General features: G+C 40.1%; 19 protein-coding genes and 7 pseudogenes. 12 read left to right on the top strand and 14 right to left on the bottom strand.

Annotated elements, in window-relative coordinates; all coding sequences use genetic code 11:
• Positions 1-140: 140 nt before the first annotated feature.
• Entirely contained in the window at positions 141-305 is a 165-nt protein-coding gene (locus ACFE90_RS01940; protein WP_375497217.1) for a hypothetical protein, read from the bottom strand.
• 436 nt (positions 306-741) lie between these two features.
• Between ACFE90_RS01940 and ACFE90_RS01935 the strand changes: the two genes are divergently transcribed.
• Positions 742-1221, top strand: a complete 480-nt coding sequence (locus ACFE90_RS01935; protein ID WP_375497215.1) for a GNAT family N-acetyltransferase — start codon at positions 742-744, stop codon at positions 1219-1221.
• Between the two features lie 143 nt (positions 1222-1364).
• Here the strand turns inward: ACFE90_RS01935 and ACFE90_RS01930 are convergent, their stop codons facing one another.
• Positions 1365-1544: a hypothetical protein gene (locus ACFE90_RS01930; protein WP_375497213.1), complete on the bottom strand. Its 180-nt coding sequence runs from the start codon at positions 1542-1544 to the stop codon at positions 1365-1367.
• A 13-nt stretch (positions 1545-1557) separates the two neighbouring features.
• Positions 1558-2751 (bottom strand): annotated as a pseudogene (locus tag ACFE90_RS01925) (IS4 family transposase).
• A gap of 334 nt (positions 2752-3085) precedes the next feature.
• On the opposite strand from ACFE90_RS01925, the pseudogene ACFE90_RS01920 reads away from it, so the two are divergent.
• Positions 3086-4548: pseudogene (locus ACFE90_RS01920) on the top strand (ISLre2 family transposase).
• Between the two features lie 631 nt (positions 4549-5179).
• Here the strand turns inward: ACFE90_RS01920 and ACFE90_RS01915 are convergent.
• The 5 genes and pseudogenes from ACFE90_RS01915 to rpaB all read right to left on the bottom strand — a co-directional run bounded on the left by ACFE90_RS01915 (position 5180) and on the right by rpaB (position 9214).
• Positions 5180-6373, bottom strand: a complete 1194-nt coding sequence (locus ACFE90_RS01915; RefSeq protein ID WP_375497211.1) for an IS4 family transposase — start codon at positions 6371-6373, stop codon at positions 5180-5182.
• 685 nt (positions 6374-7058) lie between these two features.
• On the bottom strand, positions 7059-7196 hold the full coding sequence (locus ACFE90_RS01910) for a hypothetical protein (protein ID WP_375497209.1): 138 nt from the start codon (positions 7194-7196) through the stop codon (positions 7059-7061).
• Positions 7193-7357: a glycosyltransferase gene (locus tag ACFE90_RS01905; protein WP_375497207.1), complete on the bottom strand. Its 165-nt coding sequence runs from the start codon at positions 7355-7357 to the stop codon at positions 7193-7195. The genes ACFE90_RS01910 and ACFE90_RS01905 overlap by 4 nt, the downstream gene beginning before the upstream one ends.
• Positions 7358-7746: 389 nt before the next feature.
• Positions 7747-8427: an SDR family oxidoreductase gene (locus ACFE90_RS01900; RefSeq protein WP_375497205.1), complete on the bottom strand. Its 681-nt coding sequence runs from the start codon at positions 8425-8427 to the stop codon at positions 7747-7749.
• A 9-nt stretch (positions 8428-8436) separates the two neighbouring features.
• Positions 8437-9214 (bottom strand): annotated as a pseudogene (gene rpaB / locus ACFE90_RS01895) (response regulator transcription factor RpaB).
• A gap of 273 nt (positions 9215-9487) precedes the next feature.
• Here rpaB and ACFE90_RS01890 point away from each other — a divergent pair.
• Together ACFE90_RS01890 and ACFE90_RS01885 are read left to right on the top strand one after the other, a co-directional pair.
• Positions 9488-9793, top strand: coding sequence for a type I restriction enzyme endonuclease domain-containing protein (locus tag ACFE90_RS01890; protein ID WP_375497247.1), 306 nt, complete (start codon positions 9488-9490; stop codon positions 9791-9793).
• 447 nt (positions 9794-10240) lie between these two features.
• Positions 10241-10885: pseudogene (locus tag ACFE90_RS01885) on the top strand (IS1 family transposase); the annotation flags it as partial.
• Positions 10886-11246: 361 nt separating this feature from the next.
• On the opposite strand, the gene ACFE90_RS01880 reads toward ACFE90_RS01885, so the two are convergent.
• A complete protein-coding gene (locus ACFE90_RS01880) occupies positions 11247-12080 on the bottom strand; it encodes a DUF4394 domain-containing protein (protein WP_375497203.1) in 834 nt (277 codons plus the stop codon).
• An 832-nt stretch (positions 12081-12912) separates the two neighbouring features.
• On the opposite strand from ACFE90_RS01880, the gene ACFE90_RS01875 reads away from it, so the two are divergent.
• The 3 genes and pseudogenes from ACFE90_RS01875 to ACFE90_RS01865 all read left to right on the top strand — a co-directional run bounded on the left by ACFE90_RS01875 (position 12913) and on the right by ACFE90_RS01865 (position 15121).
• Positions 12913-13155 carry a hypothetical protein gene (locus ACFE90_RS01875; RefSeq protein WP_375497201.1) on the top strand — a complete coding sequence of 81 codons (243 nt, stop codon included), beginning with the start codon at positions 12913-12915 and terminating at the stop codon, positions 13153-13155.
• A 174-nt stretch (positions 13156-13329) separates the two neighbouring features.
• Positions 13330-14793: pseudogene (locus tag ACFE90_RS01870) on the top strand (ISLre2 family transposase).
• 166 nt (positions 14794-14959) lie between these two features.
• Complete coding sequence (locus ACFE90_RS01865) at positions 14960-15121, top strand: hypothetical protein (protein ID WP_375497199.1); 162 nt, start codon at positions 14960-14962, stop codon at positions 15119-15121.
• A 45-nt stretch (positions 15122-15166) separates the two neighbouring features.
• Here the strand turns inward: ACFE90_RS01865 and ACFE90_RS01860 are convergent, their stop codons facing one another.
• Positions 15167-15805 carry a hypothetical protein gene (locus ACFE90_RS01860; RefSeq protein WP_375497197.1) on the bottom strand — a complete coding sequence of 213 codons (639 nt, stop codon included), beginning with the start codon at positions 15803-15805 and terminating at the stop codon, positions 15167-15169.
• A 74-nt stretch (positions 15806-15879) separates the two neighbouring features.
• Positions 15880-16431, bottom strand: a pseudogene (locus ACFE90_RS01855) (ISAs1 family transposase); the annotation flags it as partial.
• Positions 16432-16954: 523 nt separating this feature from the next.
• On the opposite strand from ACFE90_RS01855, the gene ACFE90_RS01850 reads away from it, so the two are divergent.
• Both ACFE90_RS01850 and ACFE90_RS01845 read left to right on the top strand, forming a co-directional pair.
• Entirely contained in the window at positions 16955-17203 is a 249-nt protein-coding gene (locus tag ACFE90_RS01850) for a hypothetical protein (protein ID WP_375497195.1), read from the top strand.
• Positions 17204-17508: 305 nt separating this feature from the next.
• The gene (locus ACFE90_RS01845; RefSeq protein WP_375497193.1) at positions 17509-17742 is read left to right on the top strand and encodes an EF-hand domain-containing protein; all 234 of its coding nucleotides are present in this window, start codon (positions 17509-17511) and stop codon (positions 17740-17742) included.
• 82 nt (positions 17743-17824) lie between these two features.
• On the opposite strand, the gene ACFE90_RS01840 is transcribed toward ACFE90_RS01845, so the two are convergent.
• From ACFE90_RS01840 to ACFE90_RS01830, 3 genes and pseudogenes are all read right to left on the bottom strand, one after another.
• Complete coding sequence (locus ACFE90_RS01840; protein ID WP_375497191.1) at positions 17825-18007, bottom strand: hypothetical protein; 183 nt, start codon at positions 18005-18007, stop codon at positions 17825-17827.
• Between the two features lie 305 nt (positions 18008-18312).
• Positions 18313-18624, bottom strand: a pseudogene (locus ACFE90_RS01835) (DUF4351 domain-containing protein); the annotation flags it as partial.
• Between the two features lie 237 nt (positions 18625-18861).
• Positions 18862-21789: a HEAT repeat domain-containing protein gene (locus ACFE90_RS01830; protein ID WP_375497245.1), complete on the bottom strand. Its 2928-nt coding sequence runs from the start codon at positions 21787-21789 to the stop codon at positions 18862-18864.
• Positions 21790-22000: 211 nt separating this feature from the next.
• Here ACFE90_RS01830 and ACFE90_RS01825 point away from each other — a divergent pair, with 211 nt between their 5' ends.
• The 3 genes from ACFE90_RS01825 (at position 22001) to ACFE90_RS01815 (ending at position 25375) form a co-directional block, all read left to right on the top strand.
• On the top strand, positions 22001-22363 hold the full coding sequence (locus ACFE90_RS01825; RefSeq protein WP_375497189.1) for an alr0857 family protein: 363 nt from the start codon (positions 22001-22003) through the stop codon (positions 22361-22363).
• Positions 22364-22709: 346 nt separating this feature from the next.
• Positions 22710-24161: a hypothetical protein gene (locus tag ACFE90_RS01820; protein ID WP_375497187.1), complete on the top strand. Its 1452-nt coding sequence runs from the start codon at positions 22710-22712 to the stop codon at positions 24159-24161.
• A gap of 29 nt (positions 24162-24190) precedes the next feature.
• Positions 24191-25375 (top strand): hypothetical protein, encoded by a 1185-nt coding sequence (locus ACFE90_RS01815; protein WP_375497185.1) that lies wholly within the window; start codon positions 24191-24193, stop codon positions 25373-25375.
• Positions 25376-25416: the final 41 nt, after the last annotated feature.

The raw sequence follows: 25416 nt of genomic DNA, 5'->3' as shown, positions 1-25416 counted from the left end.
ATGCCGCTGAACCACCTAGCCCTTCTAGGGCTGTCCTGCGACGGGTTTTATATATACTTTCAAACTCCTGTGTTTAACCTGCTATATGTTTGTCAGGCGAATTAAGGAGATTTTACACGATTGTTTACAAATTGTTACATTCAAATTTTAGCGAACAGCTTCTCCTCCACATCTGTCAAATACGGGCGCTTCAGTTCTCCCAAGTGCTTTAGCACAGCACTTGGGGCATCTTCCAAGTTCTCGTTTTCCCGTAGCCTATGAATGCGTAGGCGTAGCCCGCCGCAGGCATCGCTAATCTGCTGCATCTGCTGACATTCCGACTCCAGGTAATTCAGTGGCTTCAGGTGGTCAATTCCGACGGGGGTACGGCTCTTTTAGGAAGACAATAAACTACATTCATATTACAGGTATCTAATCTGCTCTATATTTAATTTTCTACTCTCTAGGCTAAATACGTAAAATTAAGCGATCGCAGATAAATCAAACCTAAAAACAGGCTTTTCCCGTGTAATATGATGCTACAAAAAAGTTGTGTTTCTATTTTTGAAATTTTAACGGAGGTATTTTGAGAATGCTTAAAGCCTGTAATTACTGCTCCACAATAACTTTAGGCTTTATGGACAGACAAAAAGCGTCTTTTCAAAAGAGCCGCACCCTTCCGACGGTGTACTCCCCATACCAAAAAAACAAAAGATTAGCTGGTAGTATTTATGTAACATACTATAAACACATAATACCTCTATGCAAATTGAACCATACGAAGATAGCCAACTTGATACCATCAAAAGTCTTTCACTTCGGGCATGGAGTCCGGTCTTTGATTCGATTCAAAATGCAATGGATATTGAGGTGTACCATTCATTCTACCCTAATGGTTGGCGTGTAAGCCAGCTTAATGCTGTCGAGTCCGTCTGTACTACAGCAGACATGAAGGTGTGGGTTGCCATCGACTCTGATTCAACCGTGGGCTTTATAGCCGTGAAACTCCATTCAGAGAATAGTATGGGAGAAATCTACATGATTGCCGTTGATCCAGATTATCAACGTCTTGGCATTGGAGCCGCTCTGGTCGAGTTCGCTCTTAATTGGATGAAAGCTGCTGGTATGACCGTTGCTATGGTCGAGACTGGAGGCGATCCTGGTCATGCACCAGCACGTTGTACATATCAAAAGCTGGGTCTCGGGTTGTTACCAATTGCCAGGTACTTTAAAAAGCTGTAAAACGCATTGAGACAGGATATTTGTGAAAACCTGCATTTCGAGTCTCATTAATGCTTTATTTCTCGTCACCGAACAAGGCTTTTTAGTCAAAATTTTATTTTGTAGAATCACTTACAGCATTGTGGCATTGCTTCTTTGTTGCATTAATCTTTAATTTCCGACTCCAGAACCTTCAACAATTTCTCTTCCAAAGCCGTCAAATAAGCTCGATTCAGCTTCCCCAGCATCTCCAAAAACTTCTGCACAGATTCTTCGAGCGCACCCGAATACACCCGATTGATGCGTAGGCGTAGCCCGCCGTAGGCATCGCATATCTCCCGCATCTGACTTTTCCCGTTAAGTCTCTTTTGCAAGCTGCCAACCTTCACTCTTGTCGTGTAATTTTAACCAACCTCGCCATAGTACCTGGATACCAATAGGGGTTTTATGTCGATGTTCAAGATAACCTCCAAGACGAGCGATGCCTGCGGCGGGCTGCGCCTACGCTTCTACAGCCCAACTAACTGTTAGTAGCTTGGGTAATTTGGGAGATTTAGCTTTTAAAATCCGAAGCTCAAGGGGATTAAGAATCTCAATGGCAAGGGCGGAAGGCTGGGTGCGGTGTAGATAAGTTAACTGCAAAAGCTCAACAGCAATCACGCTCAAAAAACCAATTAAGGTCTTCATACCTTCAGCAGCAAGTCTGTATCTTTCTATTTGAGAGCCTGACTTGAAAATTTTGTGATACTCTTCTACTCTCCAACGGTAAGAATACCAACGTAAAATTGTAGAAGCTGTCTGGATATCTGCGACAACTTCTGTGGTTAGCAACATCCATTCTATAGGGGTTTCACCTTCTGGGCAATCAACTTCCGTGGCATAAACGGCATATACCAGTAGAGGATCACGGTTATCAAAACGATGGGGGGTACGAAGATTTACAGAACAAAAACGTACAGCTAGCTTTGCTTTACGGGCAGAACGCTTGCCTGTCTGAGGCAATTCAACTTCCTGTGACAGACTGATAGGTTGTGCTTCTAATTTAGACCAGAGCCGTTCACTGTCAGAATCTAAACTGCGGTTACGAGCCGCACGTACCAAAACTCCGGTGTGCTGGAGTTGACGAACTTGGTCGAAAACTTCCGTTATATCACCCTCTCTATCAAAAGCATGAATCATACGAGTGGACTTACTTACACGGTTTTCTACATTAGTAAGTGCCTCTACCCATCTGTAAGATTTTTTCTGCTCAAAGGGACGCTTTCGGCCTTCTTTACGGGCTGCTGCAAGTCGTTTTTTCTTTTGTGTCAGGGTTTCATCTTTTGATGGTTTCTGTTTTGCTTCTCGATTCCAAAGTTTTTGCCACAACAGATCTATCGATTGACCTTTCTGGGGTTCTATGGCTAAAGCGCTGTGTAATATTAAACCGTTACCTCCCTTCCCAATTGGGCCGTAACCTTCTTTTTTAGCCGCAATACTGCCATAATCAAGAAAAGTGGTGTCTCCGACACACAGCACTACATCGTATTCTGCAACAGTTTCCGCCGTCATTTGGCAGTGCGGTTCTATTACCCTTGAAAATTCCACTTTTGGATTAGCAAAAACTCATAGGCTCTCTTGAGTACAGTTCCACTGCTGAAAATTTCCGACAGTGCAATGCCTTATCCCAAACGGGAGCAATGCGAAAAAGTGAGATGACCCCACCTGGAGAGCGATCGCTAATAAACTCTTACGTATGCACTAAATATTTAATACAAAAAACTGAGTAATATTCGCTAGAAGACACAACCTGTGCTAAAAACGAGGTTTCTGTACATTGTTACGACTATAAAAAAGGTAAGATTTCCTTTCAGGAATAGTTTTGAAATAGGAAGTATCTACTTTTATGAAGAAAAACATATATGCAAATCTAAATTTTGCCGATTCATTATCAGATTTTAAAGAGGATGTGACGAAACTTTTAGAGTTGAAAAATATCAAGGAATGGTCTGGAAGAATAGTTAAAGAAAGAGAAGAAACAATTAGACAGGCTGCGTTAATTTTAGCGGGTCAATGTACCGCCATATTATTGCCTAAGCTTTCTGAATCAGAGTCGGCTCATCAAACAGCAATTAATCAAACCAAAGGATGGTGGCATACCGATACGCAGAGACACGGTTATACGAAGAGAGAAATATTAACAGTAGGTAATATTGTAGTAACTCTCAAATTACCATACGTTGTTCAAAAAAGAGAAAAAAAAGCGAATAATAAATCTACTCATGTTGTATTCTGTCCCTTGTTAAAATGGTTAGGAATGTCAGAGGGCTTGAGCCTATTACTTTGGTCAGATATTGCAAAATATGGTGCCATAGCTAGTTCTTTTGAAACCGCACATACAATCCTGGGCGATTGGGGAATTAATATTAGTCTTAAACGAATTGAACGATTGACATATAAATTTGGTCAAATTGGCATTGATTTACGTCAAGCTAAAATATCTAACTTACAACAAGGTAAATTACCTGATGGAAATATACTTAAAGACCAAAGAGTTGTAATTGCTGTAGATGGTGGCAGGAGTAGAATTAGGATTAATAAAAAAGGTAGAAAAAATCCTAAAACAAACAGGCATGGCTTTATAGGGGAATGGGTTGAGCCAAAATTATTAACAATTTATGTGGTTGATGAACAGGGTAAAAAAGTTAAAGATAACGAAATAAAGATTGTAAATGATGGCACTTATGAAGATTATAAAGGCTTTTTAGCAATTTTATAAATGCATCTGATTAGTTTGGGAATTAGTCAAGCAAAACAAGTTTTATTAATTGCTGACGGAGCTGAATGGATTTGGAAGCATATTCCCCCTCTTTTAAATAAATTGGAATCTCCCGATGCGACTTATCAATTATTTGATTTTTCCCATGTTACTGAGCGGGTACAGAAATTTGCTGATGTAGCTTTTAGTGATGAGAAGGAGCAGAATAATTGGTTTAAAAAAGCACGGAAAAGTTTAAAAAAAAGTAATGCCATGACCATAATTAGGCAGATGGATGAATTTATCTCTGAAGCCACGGGAGAACGTTGTAAAACTATGGTAATACAGAGAAATTACCTTTTACGTGCCTATCGTGAAAGGCGTTTAAATTACGCTAAGGCAATAGAGCAAAAACTACCTATTGGGAGCGGGGCTTTTTGATTGTTTAATCCGTCAAGTTGTCAACTTAAGAATCAAGGGGAACAGTAAATTTTGGTTAAAAGAAAATGCAGCAAATGTTGTTACATCTGCGTTGTCAATGGATAGCTGGAAGTTGGGATAATTTTTGTGGTTCTATCTTTAATTCCTTTATTAAACCTCAAACTGCTTGATTAATTTTATACTTACTGTTCATCTTTAGCTATTTATTGCTGTAATTAATACTAAATATCAAAGACTGATTACAGATATTTTGGGAAATAATTGTCAAATGACTTACTAGCACTCTTTTTTAGATATCTCATCAAGATAAATTGTCGTGCAAAGCAGTATAAAAATTGTCAATAAAATCACACTATACTTAAATATAATTTTTAGCGCTCGCACCTTTCTTGGCCGACCTCACAAAATCGCATTGCTCCCTATTCATAGCTACTGTTACCTCTAGCTTTCCCACACTGCGGCTCATGTCAGCTTATCCTGGCAGTTACGCCATCCCTTTTAAGGCATTACCCGTTAATTCGGGTTAGGCATTTGCTTCTTGAGTCATCCTGTGCCTTCATGTCTTGTGGCTGATACCTACCTGTTACCAATTTCAGGAGAACATGAAGGGTTGTTTCGTTCCCAGTATCCATATTTGAGTGTTTAGGGCGTGTCTTTCCACCGAGGTTGGGAGTGGTGCGCTATCACGGTAACCGAATCCTGATAGTCTCTACCTCTATTGGATGTTTCCAATACAAGGGGATGAGTTTGATTCATTAGCTTATATCCGAATGGCACTAAGAAAAGCTAAAACACTTGTGGTTAAGCAGTTTTTAAAATATTTCGTAATTCAAGCCGGGGTTTGGTCATCAAGGGATAAATTTTTGGGCGACGTTTGCGGACTCGTGGCTCACTACGACCTGGGCGATCGGGAACGACCTTGTGAGCAATAACTTTTAGCAAAGTGAGATAAATTCGGAGGCGTTTTTGAGGAGTTGCTGCTAATAATTTGGGAATAAAGTTAATTAAATGGTGGCGAGTACCTTGCAGTGATAAGCGTAATGGAGGAGTGGTGTAAGTAGTTCCAGCCGACCACATTAAACTACGAAGTAAATTATAAGCTAGCAAAAAAACATGAATTTCTTTGCGTACCATTGAGGGCGTTTTACATCGGAGAACATCCATACCCAAGGTAGTTTTGAGATGTCTTAAATCTAGTTCAACATCCCAGCGCTGGCGATAAAGCCCCACAATTGCCAGAGTAGAATAAGTTGCTTTATCTAAAAGAGTAGTAATTAAGCTAACTTGTTGAGTCCGAAAACCAGGAATAACAATATAATCGTAAATCTCTCGCACAGTTATGGTTTGAGGTAGAGCTAAAAATTCATCTTTATTCAATCCTTTTGGACAACTTTTCGGCTTATGCCAAGTAACTAATTTATCGCAATCTCCAACAATTTTACCTTTTCGCATAGTTGTTGTGCGAGATTGGTGTTTCCGTATAGCATCACAATCAAGCTTTTTGATAATAAACATATCGGCGTAAGCACAAAAAGCTCTATCCCCTATAAGCACATCATTAGGTTTTAGAAAACTGTATAGTTTTCTAACTAATTTAATATCATGAGTGTTCAAAACGTCGATGCACAAAGCAACAGTAGCTCCTGTTACTAAACTGAATATTACACCAATTTTAGCAATTGGAAAGCCACACCCATCTTTTTGAGTGCTAGGTTGAGGGTATTCTTTTTGGTTCTCTACAGTGTCTAGCATAGATACCGTCGAGCCGTCTATCACTAAAACATTTCGACCACACCATAAATGTTCTTGGGTTACTTTCTCTTCCAGTTTTTGTGCTGAATAATTGAAAAGCTTTTCTAACAAATTTTCTGGTAATCTTGCCCGTGCTTGGCAGTAAGCACTCGTATCTGTTGAGGGAACTTCTACTTCTGACTCAGCCAAATGTGCAATTATTTTACTCACAGCATTATCGCAAGTTTTATCAGTATCCAACACTTGTGCTCAAAACGCCCACAAGGTGAGAAATGGGTCAAATAATCGCTTTTTATATTTAATTTTTAGTTCAGAGATTGTAAGTTTTATTGCAGATTCTGGCAATAGTTCTTTAAAAGGTAAACCTAAACTTTGATTAAATTATCAAGTGAGGATTTGTACTCTTAGTGTCACAGTGGTGTTTATGATGTTGGCTTATTCGTCTCAAAAAAGTATTTCATGGACGAGTAAGCTTTTTCTACCTTCAAAAACTTTTTGGGCAAACGTACATCATCTTCCTATCTGCGTTCGTCGAAGACGTTGCCGAAGGCATCGCCTGACTCATGCCATTACTGCCGGAGTGAGCATTAAACCTGTAGCCCTTGTTCTGCATAGCTTAGAGCTTTTATTAGTGCCATTCGATACTTGACCACTAACGACGGAATACTGGACACATTGATAAATCTGCCAAGCTGTAGGCATTACGTGTGAGTAAAATTGCATCCATTAATTTCCAGGTTGCGTCCTTTGCCCGACACAAACATTCATAGGCGGCTTGACGGAATTCCTACAGTTGTGCAAAAACATCCATAACGGCTGATGAAGGTTGATAGTGTTTCTTTCATCTTCCGTGACTGGGGTGCTTGTTCTTACAGGTATCCCTTTATTTTTTGCTCAGTCTCTCACTTCGCGATCGCTCACCTTTAGTCTAAAGTCCAGGTAAAAGCTTATCTCCTTCTTCTTTTTTCAACTTTTCTCCCGCAATCAATCGCTCAAGGAGTTTGGATTGCAAAAACTCTTGCATATTTCCAGCGATCGCTGCAAACTTTAAATCGAATTTCCTCACAAATGGTTCAAAGTTCTCATCAGGGCCAGCGTTACTTCATGCCCCGCACGTTTCAATCCAATAGCCAAAGCGCAGTATGGTTGCAAGTCTCCTCTTGAACCTACTGTTAGGATTGTAATCTTCAGTTTTCGGCTTGGTGCTATCGGTAGACTTTGGCTCAAATCTTTTTCCTGCTGAAAACGTAAGGATTAAAAAATTGTACTAATTTCTTGTGCCTCTGGGCGATAAGCTAATACAGTTGAGATCAGCCTGTTTTTTCGTAACTGTTCCCTTGCCTTCACAGAGGAACTTTCTTAACTCAACCACATTGAGCCAATTGCGTAGGCGCAGCCCGTCGTAGACATCGCTATTGCATTGGTTAATATACAGTCAAGAAAATGCAGATTGCGGAAGGCAGATTGAAGATTGACTGCACCTACGAGGGATGCAGCTTGAGGATTTGAGATTGTAGATTTGAGATTTATTCCGCTTAACACCGGGCAGGGCTTGTACCAAATTCAATCTGCAATCTCCAATCTTCTTAGTCAAAACAATTCACGCATGATCAATCTCATGAAATAGTTAAGGGAATTCCGTTATCTTTGGGTTTTAAATTGAGAATAAACGGAACAGCTTTCAATACCCAATCGGACACTGGTGTATAATTAGCAGCTTCTTCTCCAAAACTAATAGAAAGCATATCTGTATGAATAATACCTGGATTGAGGGGTATGGCTGCCATACCAGTTGGCAATTCTTGTGCCAAAGAACGAGTTAATCCTTCTATTGCCCACTTAGATGCACAATATGGTGCAACTTGGGCCCAAGTCGAACGTCCCCAGCCAGAACTAAAGTTAACAATAATACCCCGTTTGTTTTTCACCATTGCTGGTACGAAATGGCGAATTATATTCGCTACTCCTTTAATATTGATATCTATAAGATCCGAAAATTCTTCAGATGGTATTTCCCACAAAGGTGCTGGATAATTAGTAATTGCCGCATTATTAATTACTATATCTGGCGGTGAATATTTTTGAAGTACGTCTTGGGCCCATTTTTTTACAAGGTGTTCATTTGCTACATCTACGGATGTGAAGTCGTTGGGCGCACTAAATGAATGGCGTATTTTATCGATTGCATCTGATGAACGGGCGCAACCAATAACAGTATGCCCCTGTTGAATAAAACCCTTGGTCATCGCATAACCTAGACCTTTACTTATGCCTGTAATTAAGATGAGCTTACTCATATTTGTCTGCTATTCCTGTTCTGAATCAATAATTCGTGGGAAAAAATAACCACTACCTCTTGCTGTGATAATGAATTCTGGGTCGTTGGGGTCGGATTCTACCTTTGTCCGCAACCGTGAGATATGCACATCTACCACACGGGTGTCTGTATTCATCTCTGGTACAAAACCCCACAATTGCTGTAATATTTCAACCCTTGAAAAAATCTTTCCCGAATGATTAACTAACAACTCTAATAAGCTAAACTCCACACCTGTCAACCGAATACGCTGCTCATTTTTATGAATTTGCCGCTTACTTGTATCGATTTTCAGGTCGCCTGCATGAATTATAAGAGAGTTAGGAATAGTATTGATACTGGTTTTGTGGGAGCGCCGTTTTATTTAATACACAGGCAATTCGAGCTTCTAATTCCTTGGGTGAGAAAGGTTTTGTCATGTAGTCATCAGCACCGAGTTCCAGCCCAGTGATTCGGTCTGCTACATCTGCCAAGGCTGTTAGCATGATAATTGGTACGTCTGATTGTTTCCGTAATTCTTGACAGACACCGTAGCCATCTAGCTTTGGCATCATTACATCTAGAACTATCAAATCAGGGGTCAACAGGCGAAAAGCTGACAAAGCTTCTTCACCATCACTAGCTGTAACTACACTGTAGCCAATCATCTCAAGACGCGTCTGTAAAATTCGGCGGATGCTGGCTTCGTCATCTACTACTAAGATTGTGCCTTTATCACCTGATAAGTTTCTCAACGCTGTTCCTCCACAGCGAGAACTCTCAACCATCCATTATCTGCTTATTAGGAGTCATTTCCAATTCGCAATTCGCAATTAATAATATCCCACGCATAAATGCGTTCCGTTGAATATTGATACTACGTTTTGTTTCTTTTCATAATTGAAATTAGGGGCTTTGACTCCAAGGTGAATCAATTATCAATTACGTCCGCAATTGCGAATTGCGTTAGCGCAGCGTTAGCGACGTTCGCGTAGCGTCTCCGTCAGGAGAAGGAGCGTCACTGCGAATTGCGAATTGTTCGGTCATGAGGTAATGTCACGATTGACTGGACTGTAAAAGAGAGTGTCAAAGCGAATCTGCGGAGATTAGTCAAGCGCCTGCTGCGGAAATATGGGTATCCACCAGAAAAACAAGAGAAGGCGATGGTAACAGTGTTGCAACAAGCAGAATTGTTGTGTAGAGATTGGGCTGCACGAGGTTTGATGGCGATCGCGCTTTTGGTTGCTCCTTGCCAGATAGCCCTTAATGCAAATAAACCCAAGCTTTATTCCCGTCAACGGGAATCAGTATCTTCGCAGGAATGTTGTCGATCAAAGCCGTCTAAATTTCAGTATGAATTTTTATGAATTTCATTACATACTGAAATTAACGACTAGGGTATGTGTAAACAAGCATCTGTGTGGGTGTCCCCTAAAATCTGGGAAGTAAATGAGGCGCGGATGTTATTGGTTCAGAGTAATTGATCGTTAGGGCAATCACACTTGAGGTACTGGTAATCTTAGTTGAAAATTTGTTTAAATTAGAACTCCCAAAACGGAAGTCCTAACGAACAGTAGCAGCCAATGTTGCTGGCACTGTTTCCATTCAGTTTTAATATCCTCATTTTGAGGATTCTTGCATCATAGCAGAATAGAGTGAGATTTAGGTTTCACTCTCCTAACGGGGATTATGTGTGCAGTTTCATTTGCAATTATTGTGGATTATCAGTTCATTTGATTACTCATCAATTGTGTTCCATTTGATGCCAGAAAAGCGTTTGGAATTTACTTTGGTATATTTTTCCGTGTGGCGACATATGTGTCAACTGTAAACGCCAGTGAGAGCGAATCTTATGATCAAAAAGGATACACGGAAGATATTAAAAGTGAATGCCTAGAAATGTATGTCAATGGTTCTGGGTTCCGAGCGATAGAAAGAGTTAAAAAAGTACATCATACTACTGTTATCAATTGGGTGAGGCAAGTTGCTAGCACGTTACCAGATACACCTTATATAAGTTAAATACCGGAAGTAACGCTTATTTGATGAACCAGAAACTTTTCTTGGCTCAAAAAAAACAAAATTTGGCTTTGGACAGCTTTCAATCACAGCGTTCCGGGAATTATAGCTTGGGTTTTAGGCGACAGAAGTTCAGAAACATTTAAACATTTGTGGTTGATAATAAGATGTTGGCAGTCTTATTTTTATGTCACCGATGGTTATCCTGTTTATCCTTGTTTTATCAGCAATGAAGATCACATCGTTAGTAAAACATCCTCTGACAAGAGTGGAGGGGGAGAATAGTCATTTAAGACATTATCTTGCTCGACTACATCGTAAAAGTTTTTGTTACTCGTGCATCCGAGGAAATGCTTAAACATTCAATTCGTTTAGTAATATATTATTATCTCCAGTATGGTTCAGTGGCGCTGCGGGCGCTATGCGCCCGCTTTTCTTGAGGCGATCGCTTGATTCATATTTTGGTTCAGCAACGCCGTCAAAATTGAAACCACATTAAGGTTCTTGTCCAATTTTGGTGATCTGGGTTGGGGCAAGGCAGAAGGCAGAGGGCAGAGGGCAGAAGGCAGAGGGCAGAGGGCAGAAGGAAGAAAGAATGAAAATGCCTAAAATGATTACGGTACAAGGGTTACAAAACTCCTGCCTTCTGCCTTAAAACCCTTTTTTGTGTTGATCACCAAAATCTGACAAGAACCTTAATGTGGTTTCAAAATCGCCTTGTTTGTAGTTTGAAGCGTTTCTGTCTGCAGTTCCTTACATATACCTACCGCTTGACTACTGGTCAAGCGGTTCTATAAGTGACTAGCAAGTTGCACCTTTCGTTATTTTACTTTTCTTTATAAATCGGCCCTTAATGGCTGAACCAGTAAGTAAAATCCCTCCTGCCACTACACCTAGAACTGATCCAGGTTCCGGAACTGCGGTAGCTTCTGATGATGCTCCAACGATAGTACCAGTAAGACTCGTGACATTCCTGTCGAAAGTCCCTAATCCAGTGGTTTTATCGATGGTTATCTGTTTTCCGTCTGCAGTAAAACCATACAGCGTGTTGCCCTGCTCGATTAAGCCAAACACGTTTTTGAAGCCAATGTTCCCAATCTGGCTAGCTGTACCATTTAGAGCTATTGAGAATAAGGTGCTATCGGTAGGGGTAAATGATGTCGCAAAAAATGCATTAGTGCCAGGATCGAAGACAATGTCACCAGCAGTACTGAAGTTAGGTATGTTAGCTACTAATGTGGCAGCACCAGTAGAGGTATTAATGTTATAAAAACCCCCTGCAAAAGTAGTACCGTAAAGTTGATTGTTAGTGGGATTAAAATCTAGACCAGCCACATTTTGAACGCCTAAATTGCCTATTAGCGTTAAAGTGTTTGAATCTAAATTAACCCTGTATGACTGATCGGGGTCACCATTAATGTTAACGCTGTCTCCAAACAGCTCGTTGGTGTTAGAGAAACCTATATCACCCCAATTAACACCATTAGTGAACACAGGTGTAAAGCTGCCAGTTGAAGTATCAATGGTTCCAACTTTTCCATCGCCAGTAGCAAGAAAAGAAGCAGCTCTCGCATTACCTGATGTTACCAAGGTAACCACCGCTGCACCAATTATAGCTGTCACTAACTTTTTCATTGTGTAGCTCCTGTAATCTATGATTTTAGGTCAATATTTAAAGACATCAATCCTAAAGCCTTCTACAAAACAAATCCTATAGCAGAATGGTAACGATTCACATCTCCCCCTTTTGACAAGCCTCTTAAAAAGCAGCAGGGATGGGTGGCGGCGAAATACCCTTACTCCGGATTTCTCACAATATTTTAGAAAAAGGGGGTCAAAAACTGCCAAAATGTATGTTGCAAAACAATTCCAGCAGCTTTGTTGTATGACCCAAAATAAGAACCATTGTATACCAGAAGAGTTCGTATTTGACTGGAGTTTAGACTAAAGTAAGCAAAAATAGCTCAACATTTAAACCAATTGATTCCATGTTGAACAATGAAATGAAACCGGAGCAATCAAAGTAATTAAAAGCCGTTAAGCAGTATTTTTAGATACTTTCTTAAGCTTGGTAAAGGCTTTTTTCACAATGGGATAACGAGTCCGTGGCGCTCTGGGTCTACCAGAAGTCCAACCAGGGGACTTTCCTCGCTTGTTTGGGGCTAGGTGCAGGTGTTCCAATCCGAGCCAAAACGGCTGCAAAGGCTCAACGGGATGCAGACCAGCTGGGGCGACCAGATTGGAGCAGAAATTGAAGCCATACTTAACCAAAGGCGACAAGTTAAACCCAGCAGTGCCGGGGTGGATGATGGGGTTCCTAGTTGCTTGGGCTGAATGGCCATTGATGGATACTGGCGAGACAATATCAGTGCAGATCCCATTTATCCCGGAGTACGCCACCACCTCAATAAACGACGAGATTGTAACGACCTCTACGCTCGGTTAGTCTGCCCCCTCCAAGCAGCAGTTGCAATTAAGCGAGTCTGTTACCTCGCTAACCTTATCAGAACAGCTTAAACAGTCAAATGTAAAAGTAGACCTTTATATCTGCAACTCCTTCTTAAATGTTGGCAAAATAACTGAGGTTTGGCAAACCTGCTTTACTGTTGACTGGAACGGTGAAATTAAGTGCTACTTCTGGGAACGAGATGATCAAGTTATTGGTGAGTTAGCGATGGCTGCGCCCGCCGAAGGCATCGCTAAAAACTAGCTTCAGTATAATACAAATATTTATAACAATTAAAACGGTATTAACACTGATAAAATTTGATTTTTCTTCTCAGATATAAATATAATTTGTTGTTTTTGCCAAAAAAAAAGGTAGGATTCCCGAATAGTAAAGGTTTTGATATCTGACATCAAAACAGGGAGTGCCTACGCGCTTATGAAAAATTATATATATTCTACTTTCGATTTAAGCAAATCATTAAAAAACTTTCAAGAAAAAGTTACGAAACTTTTAGAACTAACAAATATCTCAGAATGGGATGGACGCGTTTTCAGAGAGCGTGAGAAAAAAATTAGAGAATCTGCTTTAATAATGGCTGGAGAATGTACAGCTTTGCTGCTCCACAATCTGTCAAAATCTCAAGAATTTTTGGATAAAGCAGAGCAGCAAACACGGGGATGGTGGCAAACAACTACACAAAAGCATGGTTGTAAAAAACGACAAATATTAACAGTTGGGAATATCGAAGTAAGTTTAAAACTCCCGTATGTGGTTGAACGTCAAACTCAATCAAAGAAAAATTAAAAATCTTTACATTAAGGATTTTGCCCATTTTTAAGATATTTGGGAATGTCTGAGGGTTTAACCCCTGGAGTTTTATCGACAATTGCCCAATATGGTGCAATTGCTGGCTCGTTTGAGGCAGCACGGACAACATTAATTGATTGGGGCATAAATCTCAGCTTAAAACGCATAGAACGGCTAACATATTACTTTGGTAAAATTGGTATAAATTTACGTGAATCGAAAATAACAAGTTTAGAGCTTGGTAGTTTACCTATGAGTAACATTCTTAAAGGCCAGCGTGTTGTTATTGCTGTAGATGGCGGTCGTACACGGATTCGGATTAATAAAAAAGGCAGGCGTAAGGCTAAGACTAATCGTGTAGGCTTTACAGGAGAATGGATTGAGCCAAAAGTATTAACAATTTATGTAGTGAATGAACAAAGTGAAAAAATCAGGAATGGAGAGGTTTCAATTACCAATGATGGAACTTATCAAGGATATCAAGGATTTTTGCAGATATTAGAGATGTACTTGGTTAATTTAGGTATTAGTCAGGCGAAACAGGTTTTATTAATTGCGGATAGAGCAGAATGGATCTGGATACATGTTCCCCCTTTACTCAAAAAGTTAAAATGCCCACCTGAAACTTATCAATTATTAGACTTTTTTCACGCTACATCACATTTACAAGATTTTGCTGATGCTGCTTTTAGCACAAATAATGAGCGTCAACAATGGTTTCAAAAAGCTCGTAAAAGTTTAAAAAAAGGTCAGGCACTAGATTTAATGAGAAATATGGGTGAAGTTATTTTTGAGGCAAACGGAGAGCGCCTTAAAATTTTGGTACGAGAACGAAATTATATTTTAAAAGTTTACAGACGCAGGCTTTTAAGATATAACGAAGTTGCATCCCGAAAATTACCTCTTGGTAGTGGTGCTGTTGAAAGTTTGATTTGTCAAGTCGTTAATTTACGTATGAAAGGTAATAGTAAGTTTTAGCTTCAAGATAACGCAGAAATTATGTTACATCAACGCTCGCAATGGATAGCTAAAAGTTGGGATAATTTTTCTGATGCTATCTTTAATTCGTTTATCAAACCCCAAACTGCCTGATAAATTTTATACTTTAATTAAGTATTTAATTAATTTTCTGCCATAATTGATACCAAGTCTTAAAGGCTTATTGCAGATATATTTGGAAATAATCGTCAAATAATTTACTAGTAATCTTTTTGAGATATCTCATCAAGATGATTTCTCGTGCAATTACGTGTATTAATTGCAAATAAAATTACCTCATACAGAAATGAAAGTTTTAGCGATCGCATTTTTTTACCCGACCTCACAAAATCGCGTTGCTCCCCTTGGAATTATCATCAGCTCCCTAAAGTTTTCGCTGGCAATGGCTGGGGAATTAAAGTTAGTACCGAATCCCAGTTAGACAAAGCATTACAAACAGCTCAACAAAACCGTGACCAACTTGCTTTTATTGAGGTTGTAATGGATAAAATGGACAGCCCAAAGGTTCTGTTATGACATCATCTGAATCATTTAAACCCGTAATCTTGTTATCAAGGTTATTAAGGAAAGTCACCGTATTCTTGATGCTTAGGCTAGTATCTGTGGAGCTGGCATCTAAGACATTAAAGCTGTCGGTGATACTAGTTTGTCCACTAAACAGGATATTGCCAACAGCTGGTCTTGCTCCAGAAGCTTTCAGGTTCTGCAAGTTTTCTAAGTTGAAGTTTTGCAGGATGACTTTGGTATCAGGCGCACCTTCATCAAAGTTTTCAAAGGTGATTTCCAGATTACTGCCATTCTGGGTTAGCAACAGATTTCGAGCAGAGAACAAGTCGTCATTGGACTCGAATTTTAGAGTGTCCACTTCGGCAATTACTGCGGAAGTCGGGTTTGTTCCTTTACCGACGCTACGAAAATCAGTGATGGTACCACTAACATTGCCATAATATATATAAACAAATACATCATTTCCCCCACCACCAGTCACGGAGTCGTCCCCCCCGTTCCCTGTGATGGTATCGTTACCTGCAAGACCCTTAATTGTATCCGCCTCGTAACTACCTACTAGCGTATCGTTCCCCTTGGTTCCAATTATATTTGCCATAACTTTTACCTACCTAAATTGATTTTTGGCGTTGCTGATTAAATGTATGAATCTGGGTGCAGAGACTAGCAATTACTAGTCTGCGTACCTATTGCATTAATTGTAATGATGCATCCTGCTAGATCGAGCAGTTCTAATAGAGCGGGAATTGCCGTAATTTCATTGGATTTATCAGCCACTTTGACTTGCCCCAAGACAAGACGATGCTCACTCGCCCATGCGCTGACTAAATGCAAGGCTGACTTGTTGTGTTCTCTGTCATAGGAACCTTTAAGCGTCTTGCCATCGATGGGAATAACTTGCGCCTCAACTGTTTCAACTATTGACTGTACCCACCTCTGAAAACAACGCTCAAATGCTTTGGGGTCAATACGTTCAAATACTCGTCTAAAAATATTCGGACAAGGAATGCCATTAGCTAGAGCTAAAAATTGTACTAACCAATCATATTTGCTCAAACCATAGTTTTCCATGTCCTCCCATCCCTTACCCCCTGCGATCGCTGATAAAATGCCGATAGCGCAGCGTTAGCGAGTCCGCCAGCGTCTGATTAAAATATCTGTTAACAGGTGGGCCCGGGTGCGTTGCGAGCGAGGGTCTTCTATTTCACTAAAATAGCTTTGCATCAGTTGTGTTAATTCCGTGACGCTGAGCACGTTAAACTTTGAATCAGTTTTATGCTTTGAACGAGCAGAGTTTAACCTTGATGACATGAGACAGCCCCCACTCATGATTGAACGCTTTGCTCATTAGCGTACTACCTAAACATTTCATGCTCAAATTAGATACATTGCCCTATACTTTAGCAAAATATTCTGTATCCTGAAGCACAAAACTAGATGCGCTTACCCTGTTGAAGCTGAAGGCGAACAAATATCAATAGTCGAAATTAAAGGCCCGATCAGTAGGTTAGAAAATGCCGAAAATTGCCTTGATGTTGATTATAATGAAGTTTCTCATACCTGCGTTTATTACTTTTCTGGGCAAGTTAATGAGATTCTAAATCAAATTTTTACCTAAAGATAAATCAGGTTTTTCGATTCTTGTTAATTTGTTTAACCATCTTAATCCTTCGTTATAAGATTTGAACTGTTTTTCACTAATACGAAACTCTAACCTATCAACAATATTCTTGATCTGGCGGGGCATTTGATTTCTTATATCTCCCCAACGCCGTGTTTTTCTACTGAGTCAAGGCGACCACTCTTAGATGGTCAGTGGGTTCGATATTATCATCGGCTCAATACTGAAGATGTAGAGTTTGTCCAGAAGATACTGAAGTATCGGCAACGGGAGGAGAAGGAACTCAAGCGGCAAGAGTCACTTGAGCCAGATGCGGCATATAAGGCTAGGATGCAAGCTCAGTATGGTGTTGAGCAGAGGGAAAAATTAGTATAAGTATTTCCTCTGCACCCATGCACCCCTGCTCCCATGCCTTCTTTATCGCCGTCCACACCCCCCATTATTGTCTAAGCCATGACTGAAGATTGGCTGTATATCTGACTACGTTAGAAAAAAGGCGCGTCCATATCGATTTATTTTCATCGTCAGACTGTAAACCCTGTAACCCACAGCCTACACCCAATCTAAGCCTTAGCGATCGCCGTTTCTACGTCTAAAGACACAAGTTTATTTAATTTTGAGAGATTAATCAGAGATTAATGAGATATTAAGTTGAAAAGCGGTTCTTCAGATAGAAACTTATGACAACCGAGCAAGAGCTTCAATCTCTTTTTAATACCTTAGATAGTGATCAAGACGGCAAAATCTCCATTAATGATCTTTTTTTAAGTCCTGGTCTAAGTGTAATCATCTCATCAGAAACAAATATTACTACTCCCCAGGAATTAATAGTAAATTATGATTCAGACTTTGACGGTAGTATTACCTTTGAAGAGTTAAAGTCAGCAGTTGAGAAAGCAAGTAATTTAACCTAGCAGTCAAAAAACCCAATACCAAATATCAATACCTAAAATCCCTCTAAGCGCCCACGCTTAGAGGGATTTGCAATTTTCATGGTCATTGGTGACTTGCTAACCCAAAAGAAAAGTCTCCCAAGTTGGTGAGGCTGTTGGCGTTGCTGATGGTGAGCCTTACTGGAATGGGTATCTGGGGCAGTGGCAGGTTTGGGTTAACTTTGGGAGCGGGTGTACGTTTGTGGTGTGCGATTGGTTGGTGGCGGTGTAGGTTAAAGTAGTTCACTGTTCCATCAAAACCATTACTGTGAGTCGGTTATTTTGCACTTTCCCAGTTTGGAGCAAATAATCTCTATTGCCTTGCCCTTGAAAAAACAATTTTGTGTTCGTTCTTTTCTGAATCGCTTAAAGTGACAAGTTTTGTTCTGCTCATTTTTTCCATCTCAGAGACAGTATTCTCAAAGAAATACGATTTATGTCCACAGTCGCAATAAAATGATCATGGAAACACTTCTATTGCCATTTTAAAAGCCTCGATTTACACCCCCAAATACTACCATGCTCTATGGAATGGATATCTGGGTCATGTTGTTATCCGGCTTGCTGATTTAACCAAGCTTCTAAATCCGCCACAACAGAAAAATCTAATAACGCCTCTCCTAAAGTAGACAATTGCTCAATAGATAATCCTCGAACTCGTTCAATCAACGATGCATCAATTTCAGCAAGACGACGATTTAGTTGACGTATAATTAAATCCTGTTATCCTTCTTGTTTGGTTTTTTCACGCTCTTGCTGATAAAGTGGTTCTAATAGTATAATTAACTCCCTATCATCCGATTCTAAATTTTGATTGATTCTTAAATTCTGGCGCAGATTATAAACTAATTCTAGCGTCGCTTTAGCGACACCGAATAGTCTCCCGTAGGCATTACTCAAAAGCTGTGCAAGAACTGGTTGATTTTCATCTAGACTTTTTTGTGTTTGGAGATAATCCATAAAATATTGGGCGTTGCATATTTGCGGGATGATTTAGGTAACTTCTAAAATCTCCCCCTGCTTCTTCTGCCTCCCCTGCCTCAAGAGCTTGCCCCAATTCATCTTATCGAGCAAGAACCTTCCTTTGTAAATTAGTTCAGTCTATGATGGTATCGTGTCAATTTGGCTATGCCAAGCTTGATAAAATGCTTCATAAGTTATATTTTCGGCACAGTACCAGATCAAATTGTAATAGTCTCGATGGGATTCCAACTCATCTTCCTGTACGGTATCTGCAAAACGATCTTTAAGGTAAAGAATTACTTTTGGCAACTGTTCATCAATTAGGATTTCTTTTAAATTATCTACTGTACGTTTGCGTAAGGGTATACTTTGGGTTGATTTAACTAATTGCAGTAAGGTGGTAAATGCCAGAGTATTTCTTGGGTCAAATTTGGCTAATTTATAAGCTATGCGTCTTTTAGTGTCTTCATCCTCACATGAGGAGATGCCACGGATTAAGGCTGTGATTTTTTCAGGTAAAAGGGACAAAGGTAATTTATTTTTTTGTGTTCGTTTACTCTGCAATTTATTTGTAATTTCCTGACCAAGTAGAGTTGCTAAATTCTCGCTTGCTTGGCGACGCACAGATGAATCTGTTGCTGCTGTGGTAATTTTTTCTAACGTAGAAATAGCGAGTACATTTCTGAAATCAATCTTGCCTAAACTATAAGCAGCCTTGCGGCAGGTAGCTTCATTGTTAGTGGTATCAACAATTTGCATCAATGCAGTAATCGCTATTTGATTTCCAGCATCAACTCTGCCCAGACTATAAGCAGCTTGCCAACGAATAGTTTCATGACGAGCTATTTTAACCAGATTTTCCAGAGAGGAGATCGCAATCTTATTCCCAGGGTCAAAAGTCTTACCTAAACTATAGGCTGCATTCCAACTATCAAAATCATTTTGACAGTCAGTGATAAATTGTTCTAAGGTGGCGATCGCTATAGTACGATCTGTTTTTAGCAACGCTATCCGCGCACCCTCAACAATTGGTGATTGATATCTACACCATTTTTGCTTTTCTGGATGAAAGTAGCCAAAACGCCACTTGATTAACTGTCGCATAATTTCATCAGCTTGTGGGAAACTAGCAAATTCAGCAATTCCCTGTGCTGCTAAAAAATAGGCTTGATAATTATAAAATCTCCCGCATCCATCCTGAAATTGAGTGAGTGCTTGAATAAACTGCTCTTTCTCTATTTGTGTTATATCATCCCGACCCAGCCATAGTAATATTACCTCCCGCCACTGCGGTGCAAAAATCCGGTAACTATTTTCATGGGTAGGTAAATCATTGCCCCTATCTTGGGATATAAAAAAGTGCCAATCTGTAATAGATTGAGCTGCAAAATATTCCTGAAATGTCGGATGATAAAAAGCATAAACTTTTTCCCCTAAAGTTTCCGAAATTCCCACCTGATTCAACCAACCCAATTGGAGTGCTAATTGGAATAAACCATCATCAGGACTACCTAAAACTTGATACACGAAACGATGTCTCAGACGGAACTTTGTTTGTTCTTGAGCAATAGCTACAATTGCTAATTTTCCCAACGCTTGATTTAACTGCTGTCTCTGGGTAGAAGTCGTAGGAAAATGGTCTTGTTTCCATTCATAAATTGCTTCAACAAACTGCTGATAAAGCATCGCTTTACTGTTAGGTAATTCCCCTTGAGTTATTCCCCAGAGCCGACATAATAAAGCCAAGCGTAAAGGATTTTTTACCGTATCTTTGATGCGTCGCTTTTCTGGTTGGTTTAATTCATGTCGTAGCTTTTTTGCTAAAGCTGGGTTGTGCCCAAACCACTGGAAAATAAATTGCCCTACCCGGTCTTGCGTGTGATCTTCACCGTAAGTAAAATGTAAGTTGCAGTAAGTTTCAAAATTTTCTAAAGCATTTTTCCCTGCATCCCAAACATTTAACCTAGAGGTAAGAATAATTGCTGCATCACCTACCCAACCTTTGAGACAATTGGCAATTTTCGCTAAAGCACTAGTAGATTCAATTGCCATTTCATCGACTGCATCTAGTAGTAACCAAACTTTTCCTTGGTTAAACTGTTCGCAGAATGCGTCTTCGATTTCTGGCGGAACCCTGAGTTTACGAATAGCTGAAGGTAGCCAGTCTTGAATTAGATACTGTTCTAAGGTTTTACCTTGTAAATCTGCTAGGGAAATCCAAATAGGTAAATCTGCGGTATTTTCCAACAGCCAAACAGCGATTCTCTGCAATAATGTAGTCTTACCTGCGCCTGGTTCACCGACAATCGCAATTCGTTTACTTTGCCTTTGTCCTAGCACCTGTTGAAAAAATTCATTATGGTCAAAGGTTTGGATAATATCCACATCCTCTGGTTCATACAAACGCGAACCTTCTTGAGGAGTTACATCATCACGATGACGTAAACGCTGTTTTCGCTGCACTAAGCCTAAAGGTACGTAAACCTGATTCAGTTCAAAAGTGACACCATCGCCACTGGTGATGGGATTTGTTGTCAGCCGATGATTAAGATTAGCGCGACATAGTTCTTGCCAATTGGGGTATGGAGTAGCATAAGACTCAGAAGAAATTATACTTGGTCTACCTTGTTCTTTACTTGTGGCCATTACTGCCTTAGACTTTTGTTTATGGCGATTTTCCCACTCCCAATCAAATTTTTGAATATTGGCTGCTGTATCTTGGCGTTTGCACCAGAGATTTAAGGTAAAGTGCCAAGTTTCTGAACCGCCGCGAGAAGGACGATTATCTTCTAAAATTTCTAAGAAATCTGCAAACCGTTTTAAACCTTCTTTGATTTGTTCCGATGTTAATTGGCTTGATGTTAACCCTGTTAAAGCCTGTAAAAATCTCACTTTAGTTCTGACGACTAGGCGAGTTTCACTTTGCCAGCGAGTTTGAATCTCAGGACGCAAGGCATCTAAAGCTGTTTCATCGCATTCTAATGCATCGTTAGCATAGGTTAATAGCACCTGTAATAAATGCCGCGATCGCTTTTTTGCTTCTGAACCATAACTCGCTCTTGCCATTGTTGTAATTGCCTGAACAAAGTTCGGGGATTCCCCCAAGTTTAACAACTTCCCCTAACGATCTAAAGTCGATTTTACAAGCATTCCCGATTGTAAATCCACAGTTAGCTTAGGGGAAATTCTTTGGAATATTCTGATTTTATAGATTCAATCAACCAAAACACATAGCTGGGTGCTGAATCTATATTTATTTAGATATTCCTTAACCTATATGTTAAAACTGACGTACACCGAAAATAGCTTTAGTTTAGATTATCTCAACATACCTTTAGAAAATTGGGTAAATAAAAGAGTGAGTTTGGCCATAAGCACTAGTACACATTTCTATGTAGAACCTAGCACGGCTGCTTTTCTATTACCTATCGAATCATCAGATGTTTTAGAAAAGCTGGCTCAAGAAAATTTGATAGAGTTATGCCCAAGTGATAGTTCATACATGGAAGTCACTCTCAAAGGTGTTTGGATAACATCAACTCCCAACAGTGAAACAGGTGTTTTGCTTGCCGCTTTAAGTCTATCTGCGGAATTATCACTTCAGCAATTATCCCAAAGCCAACAACTTTGTCACGCTTAAATCAGTAATTTAGTCTTGCTGTTCGCGGGACTCTGGTACGACTTCCGAACCCGGTTTCTAACACTGTCTTAGTTAGTCGTGCCGCCTTTCCCCGAACAGCACCCCCAAGGGGGCAGAGGAGCAGGGGAGGTAGAGGAAGAATTTTATAAGTCACTAAATCATCCTTTAATTCACCAAGGCCCACAATAATTCAAAATTTTTTTAGCTTCAGTCTTACTGTTCGCGGGACTTTGGTATGACTTCCTCTCCAACCTGTTAAGTTGTCTAACCAAGTCGTACCGTTCTTTCCCCGAACTCAAAATTACTTTTAACTCTTTCTCTTTTTGCCTCTGCGTGAGTAAATTATATGACTAATAATTATACCAACCGTGTCGAACAAGTAGCGCGAGAAGACTTGGTAATGTTTATCAATGCTTGTCTCGCCTGCACTGGACAAAAAGAATTTTATGATGATGCTTTTGGTCAATGTGTATCAATTGACTTTTTACATGATTACATTCTTGGTAATTACCGCTTACTTTATGCTCGAAGTTTAGCAGCAGGTATCAACCATTTCAACCAAGCCCAAATTATCTTAAAATTACTAGCAACAGGAAAAGACACGCTCTTAGAACATCGCCAGGAAGAAGGCGCACTGATTGCTCATGCATTGAATGCTTTACCGCCACAACGAGCTTGGGGAGTTTTACAACAGTTAAAACAACGCAGGATCAATAATAGACGTAGTAGAGCGATCGCTCGTGATTATTTAAGTATGCGGCGCGATATGAGTTTTGATGCTGTCAAGTATCGCACTAAAGTACGAGCGATCGCCACCCACGCACATCTGAAACTGCACGGCGAATTGGGTACTTTCCTCTTCCGTAATTGGAAACAAAATTTTTATTCAACTGGGCTATTTGAACAGTTTCGCCAAGCACATTACAGCGCCGAAGCTATTTATAATTTACCTTTCACCATTGCCGAAGGATTTGCAGTTAAACACAAAGTCCCCCGTGATGTGTTTTTATCTCGAATTCAACCACAAATGACTTTAGGCGAAAAGTTGCGTTTACAAGGTGCGGCAGAGCGTACAGACATTGATATAAATGTAGATTTGGGTCGTCTTCCCTTAACCAAGCTGGCGTTGTATATTCTGTCCTTACCTTGGGAAACACGACAACAAGAACGAGATATTTTACACCAAGCCTTAGAGCGATCAGCACGTTTGGCGTTAAAAAAAGCACCTCTAGAATTAGGAAAGGTTGCAACCGTCTTAGATTGTAGTTACTCTAGTTCTGGCTCTAGTGAAAAACGCCGCCGTCCTTTGGGCGTAGCTATGGCTGCCCACTACCTATTAAAAGCCGCAGCTAGAGAATACCAAGCTTTCTGGACAATACCCGTAGAAGATTCATTACAAGTAAATGCCCGTGGACAGACTGACTTAGCAACACCATTGTTAACAGCTTTGACATCAGGAGCCGAGTTAGTAGTAATTATCTCCGATGGTTGCGAAAACGATCCACCCAATGGAGCAGCCGAAGCCCTGCGCGTCTACCGTACTAAGCTAGACCCCAGTTGGCAAACTTCTATTATTCATTGCAACCCTGTATTCAATTCTGACGACTTTTCCTTACGCACCCTCAGCCCATTTGCCCCCACTGTCGGGCTAAGAGATGCAGAAGATTTACCAACTATGCTCAACTTTGCTCGTTTTGCTGAAGGTTCTGCACCCTTATCAGAACTAGAAACATATTTAGCGCAACGAGTACAGCAGTTTTTAACAGCATCTTCTTTAATATCGAGCAACAGTTCCTAACCCAAAAACCGAGATTAATAAAAATTGCTATGGCAAAAACAAAAAGCTTATTAACAGATATATCTTTAAAAGGATTGCAGATTGCACCTTCCCAAATATGTGGTGCAATACGTATTGTGCCATTACTGCGGCAACAAGTGCAGGGTGATTTGCGCTTGCTACGTCGTTCTTACGATGAAGATATTGCGGTTGTTTCCTTAGAGGGTAAAATAACCGAACCAGGCATGAAATATTTTTCTTACGTGCCTCATGGCTTAGTCATGTCTTGGAGTGATGATGGTAGTCCAGTAGCCAGCTTTGGCGGACAGATGCTTAAGTCTGATGGCAAAAGTTTTAACTCTTGTTGTGCAAAAGTGCGGTTAATGCACCGTATGGCCAAGCGAGAATCAAAAAATCAACTGCGATTTTTACCTTTGCACCTAGCAATGGAAGGTTTTTTATCACTGTTTTTCTCAGGGCCAGATATTGCTTGGAGTGAATATTCAAAATATGCCCTGTCTCACGGACTTGGTTCACGTTACGAATCATCTTTCAGCGGACGTTACATTGCAGGGTTGGAAGACGCTTTGCGGGTGTTTGAGATTCACGAAAGACAAGTTGGCGTATTAGTATTTGTCGCTGAAGCTTTAGCATCTGCTTTTGTTGTTCCTACTCCAGAGGATTACCGCGCTTTGCACACCAGCCTTTTAGAAGACTTTTACGGTGAACTAATTTATCAGTACAGCTTCATGTATGATACGACATGCCCAATGGCTGTAGCTGTGGATGATGCTCAAATTAATAGTTTGGCAGATTTAAAAAGAGCGATCACTCTTATGCGATCGGATTGGGCTTCATTTCAAGGATTCATGGCCCAAGGATTATTACAGTGCCAATTGCAATCCCAGAAAATTTATACTGCTGGACCATTCCAAATGCAACGGTTCATCACTAACCTGCAACCCAAAGAAGAAAACCATATTGGCGAGGCGATCGTACGAGATAACGGAGAATTAGAGTATCTCAAAACTTACCGTTTATCAGCTGCCCAAACCCGTCGAGTATACTTACTCAGTCAGCTAGCCAACTATAACTGGAATATTGATGCTACAGCCAAAGCTTTAGGACATACTCGTGATGAACTAGTTTCTCGCCTCGAAGCTTCCGGCTTTGGCTATCTGCTGAATCAACAAGTACGTGATGCAGCGCGAAAAAAAGTGAAAAAATTTCTTTGACAGGTGTAAGTTTTTGGCTTTTTCTCCCAAAAATATTGATT

It is taken from the genome of uncultured Nostoc sp. (genome assembly GCF_964245445.1).
Classification (GTDB): domain Bacteria; phylum Cyanobacteriota; class Cyanobacteriia; order Cyanobacteriales; family Nostocaceae; genus Nostoc.
The sequence above is the reverse complement of the archived record's forward strand: the minus strand, read 5'-3'. Positions and strand labels throughout refer to the sequence as shown.

Excerpts from the sequence above, each read along its gene's own strand:
- ACFE90_RS01820 (WP_375497187.1), top strand. The coding sequence starts at position 22,710 with ATGACTAATAATTATACCAACCGTGTCGAACAAGTAGCGCGAGAAGAC.
- ACFE90_RS01900 (WP_375497205.1), bottom strand. The coding sequence starts at position 8,427 with ATGAGTAAGCTCATCTTAATTACAGGCATAAGTAAAGGTCTAGGTTAT.
- ACFE90_RS01815 (WP_375497185.1), top strand. The coding sequence starts at position 24,191 with ATGGCAAAAACAAAAAGCTTATTAACAGATATATCTTTAAAAGGATTG.
- ACFE90_RS01930 (WP_375497213.1), bottom strand. The coding sequence starts at position 1,544 with ATGCGGGAGATATGCGATGCCTACGGCGGGCTACGCCTACGCATCAAT.
- ACFE90_RS01830 (WP_375497245.1), bottom strand. The coding sequence starts at position 21,789 with ATGGCAAGAGCGAGTTATGGTTCAGAAGCAAAAAAGCGATCGCGGCAT.
- ACFE90_RS01935 (WP_375497215.1), top strand. The coding sequence starts at position 742 with ATGCAAATTGAACCATACGAAGATAGCCAACTTGATACCATCAAAAGT.
- ACFE90_RS01940 (WP_375497217.1), bottom strand. The coding sequence starts at position 305 with ATGCAGCAGATTAGCGATGCCTGCGGCGGGCTACGCCTACGCATTCAT.
- ACFE90_RS01825 (WP_375497189.1), top strand. The coding sequence starts at position 22,001 with ATGTTAAAACTGACGTACACCGAAAATAGCTTTAGTTTAGATTATCTC.
- ACFE90_RS01845 (WP_375497193.1), top strand. The coding sequence starts at position 17,509 with ATGACAACCGAGCAAGAGCTTCAATCTCTTTTTAATACCTTAGATAGT.
- ACFE90_RS01880 (WP_375497203.1), bottom strand. The coding sequence starts at position 12,080 with ATGAAAAAGTTAGTGACAGCTATAATTGGTGCAGCGGTGGTTACCTTG.
- ACFE90_RS01860 (WP_375497197.1), bottom strand. The coding sequence starts at position 15,805 with ATGGCAAATATAATTGGAACCAAGGGGAACGATACGCTAGTAGGTAGT.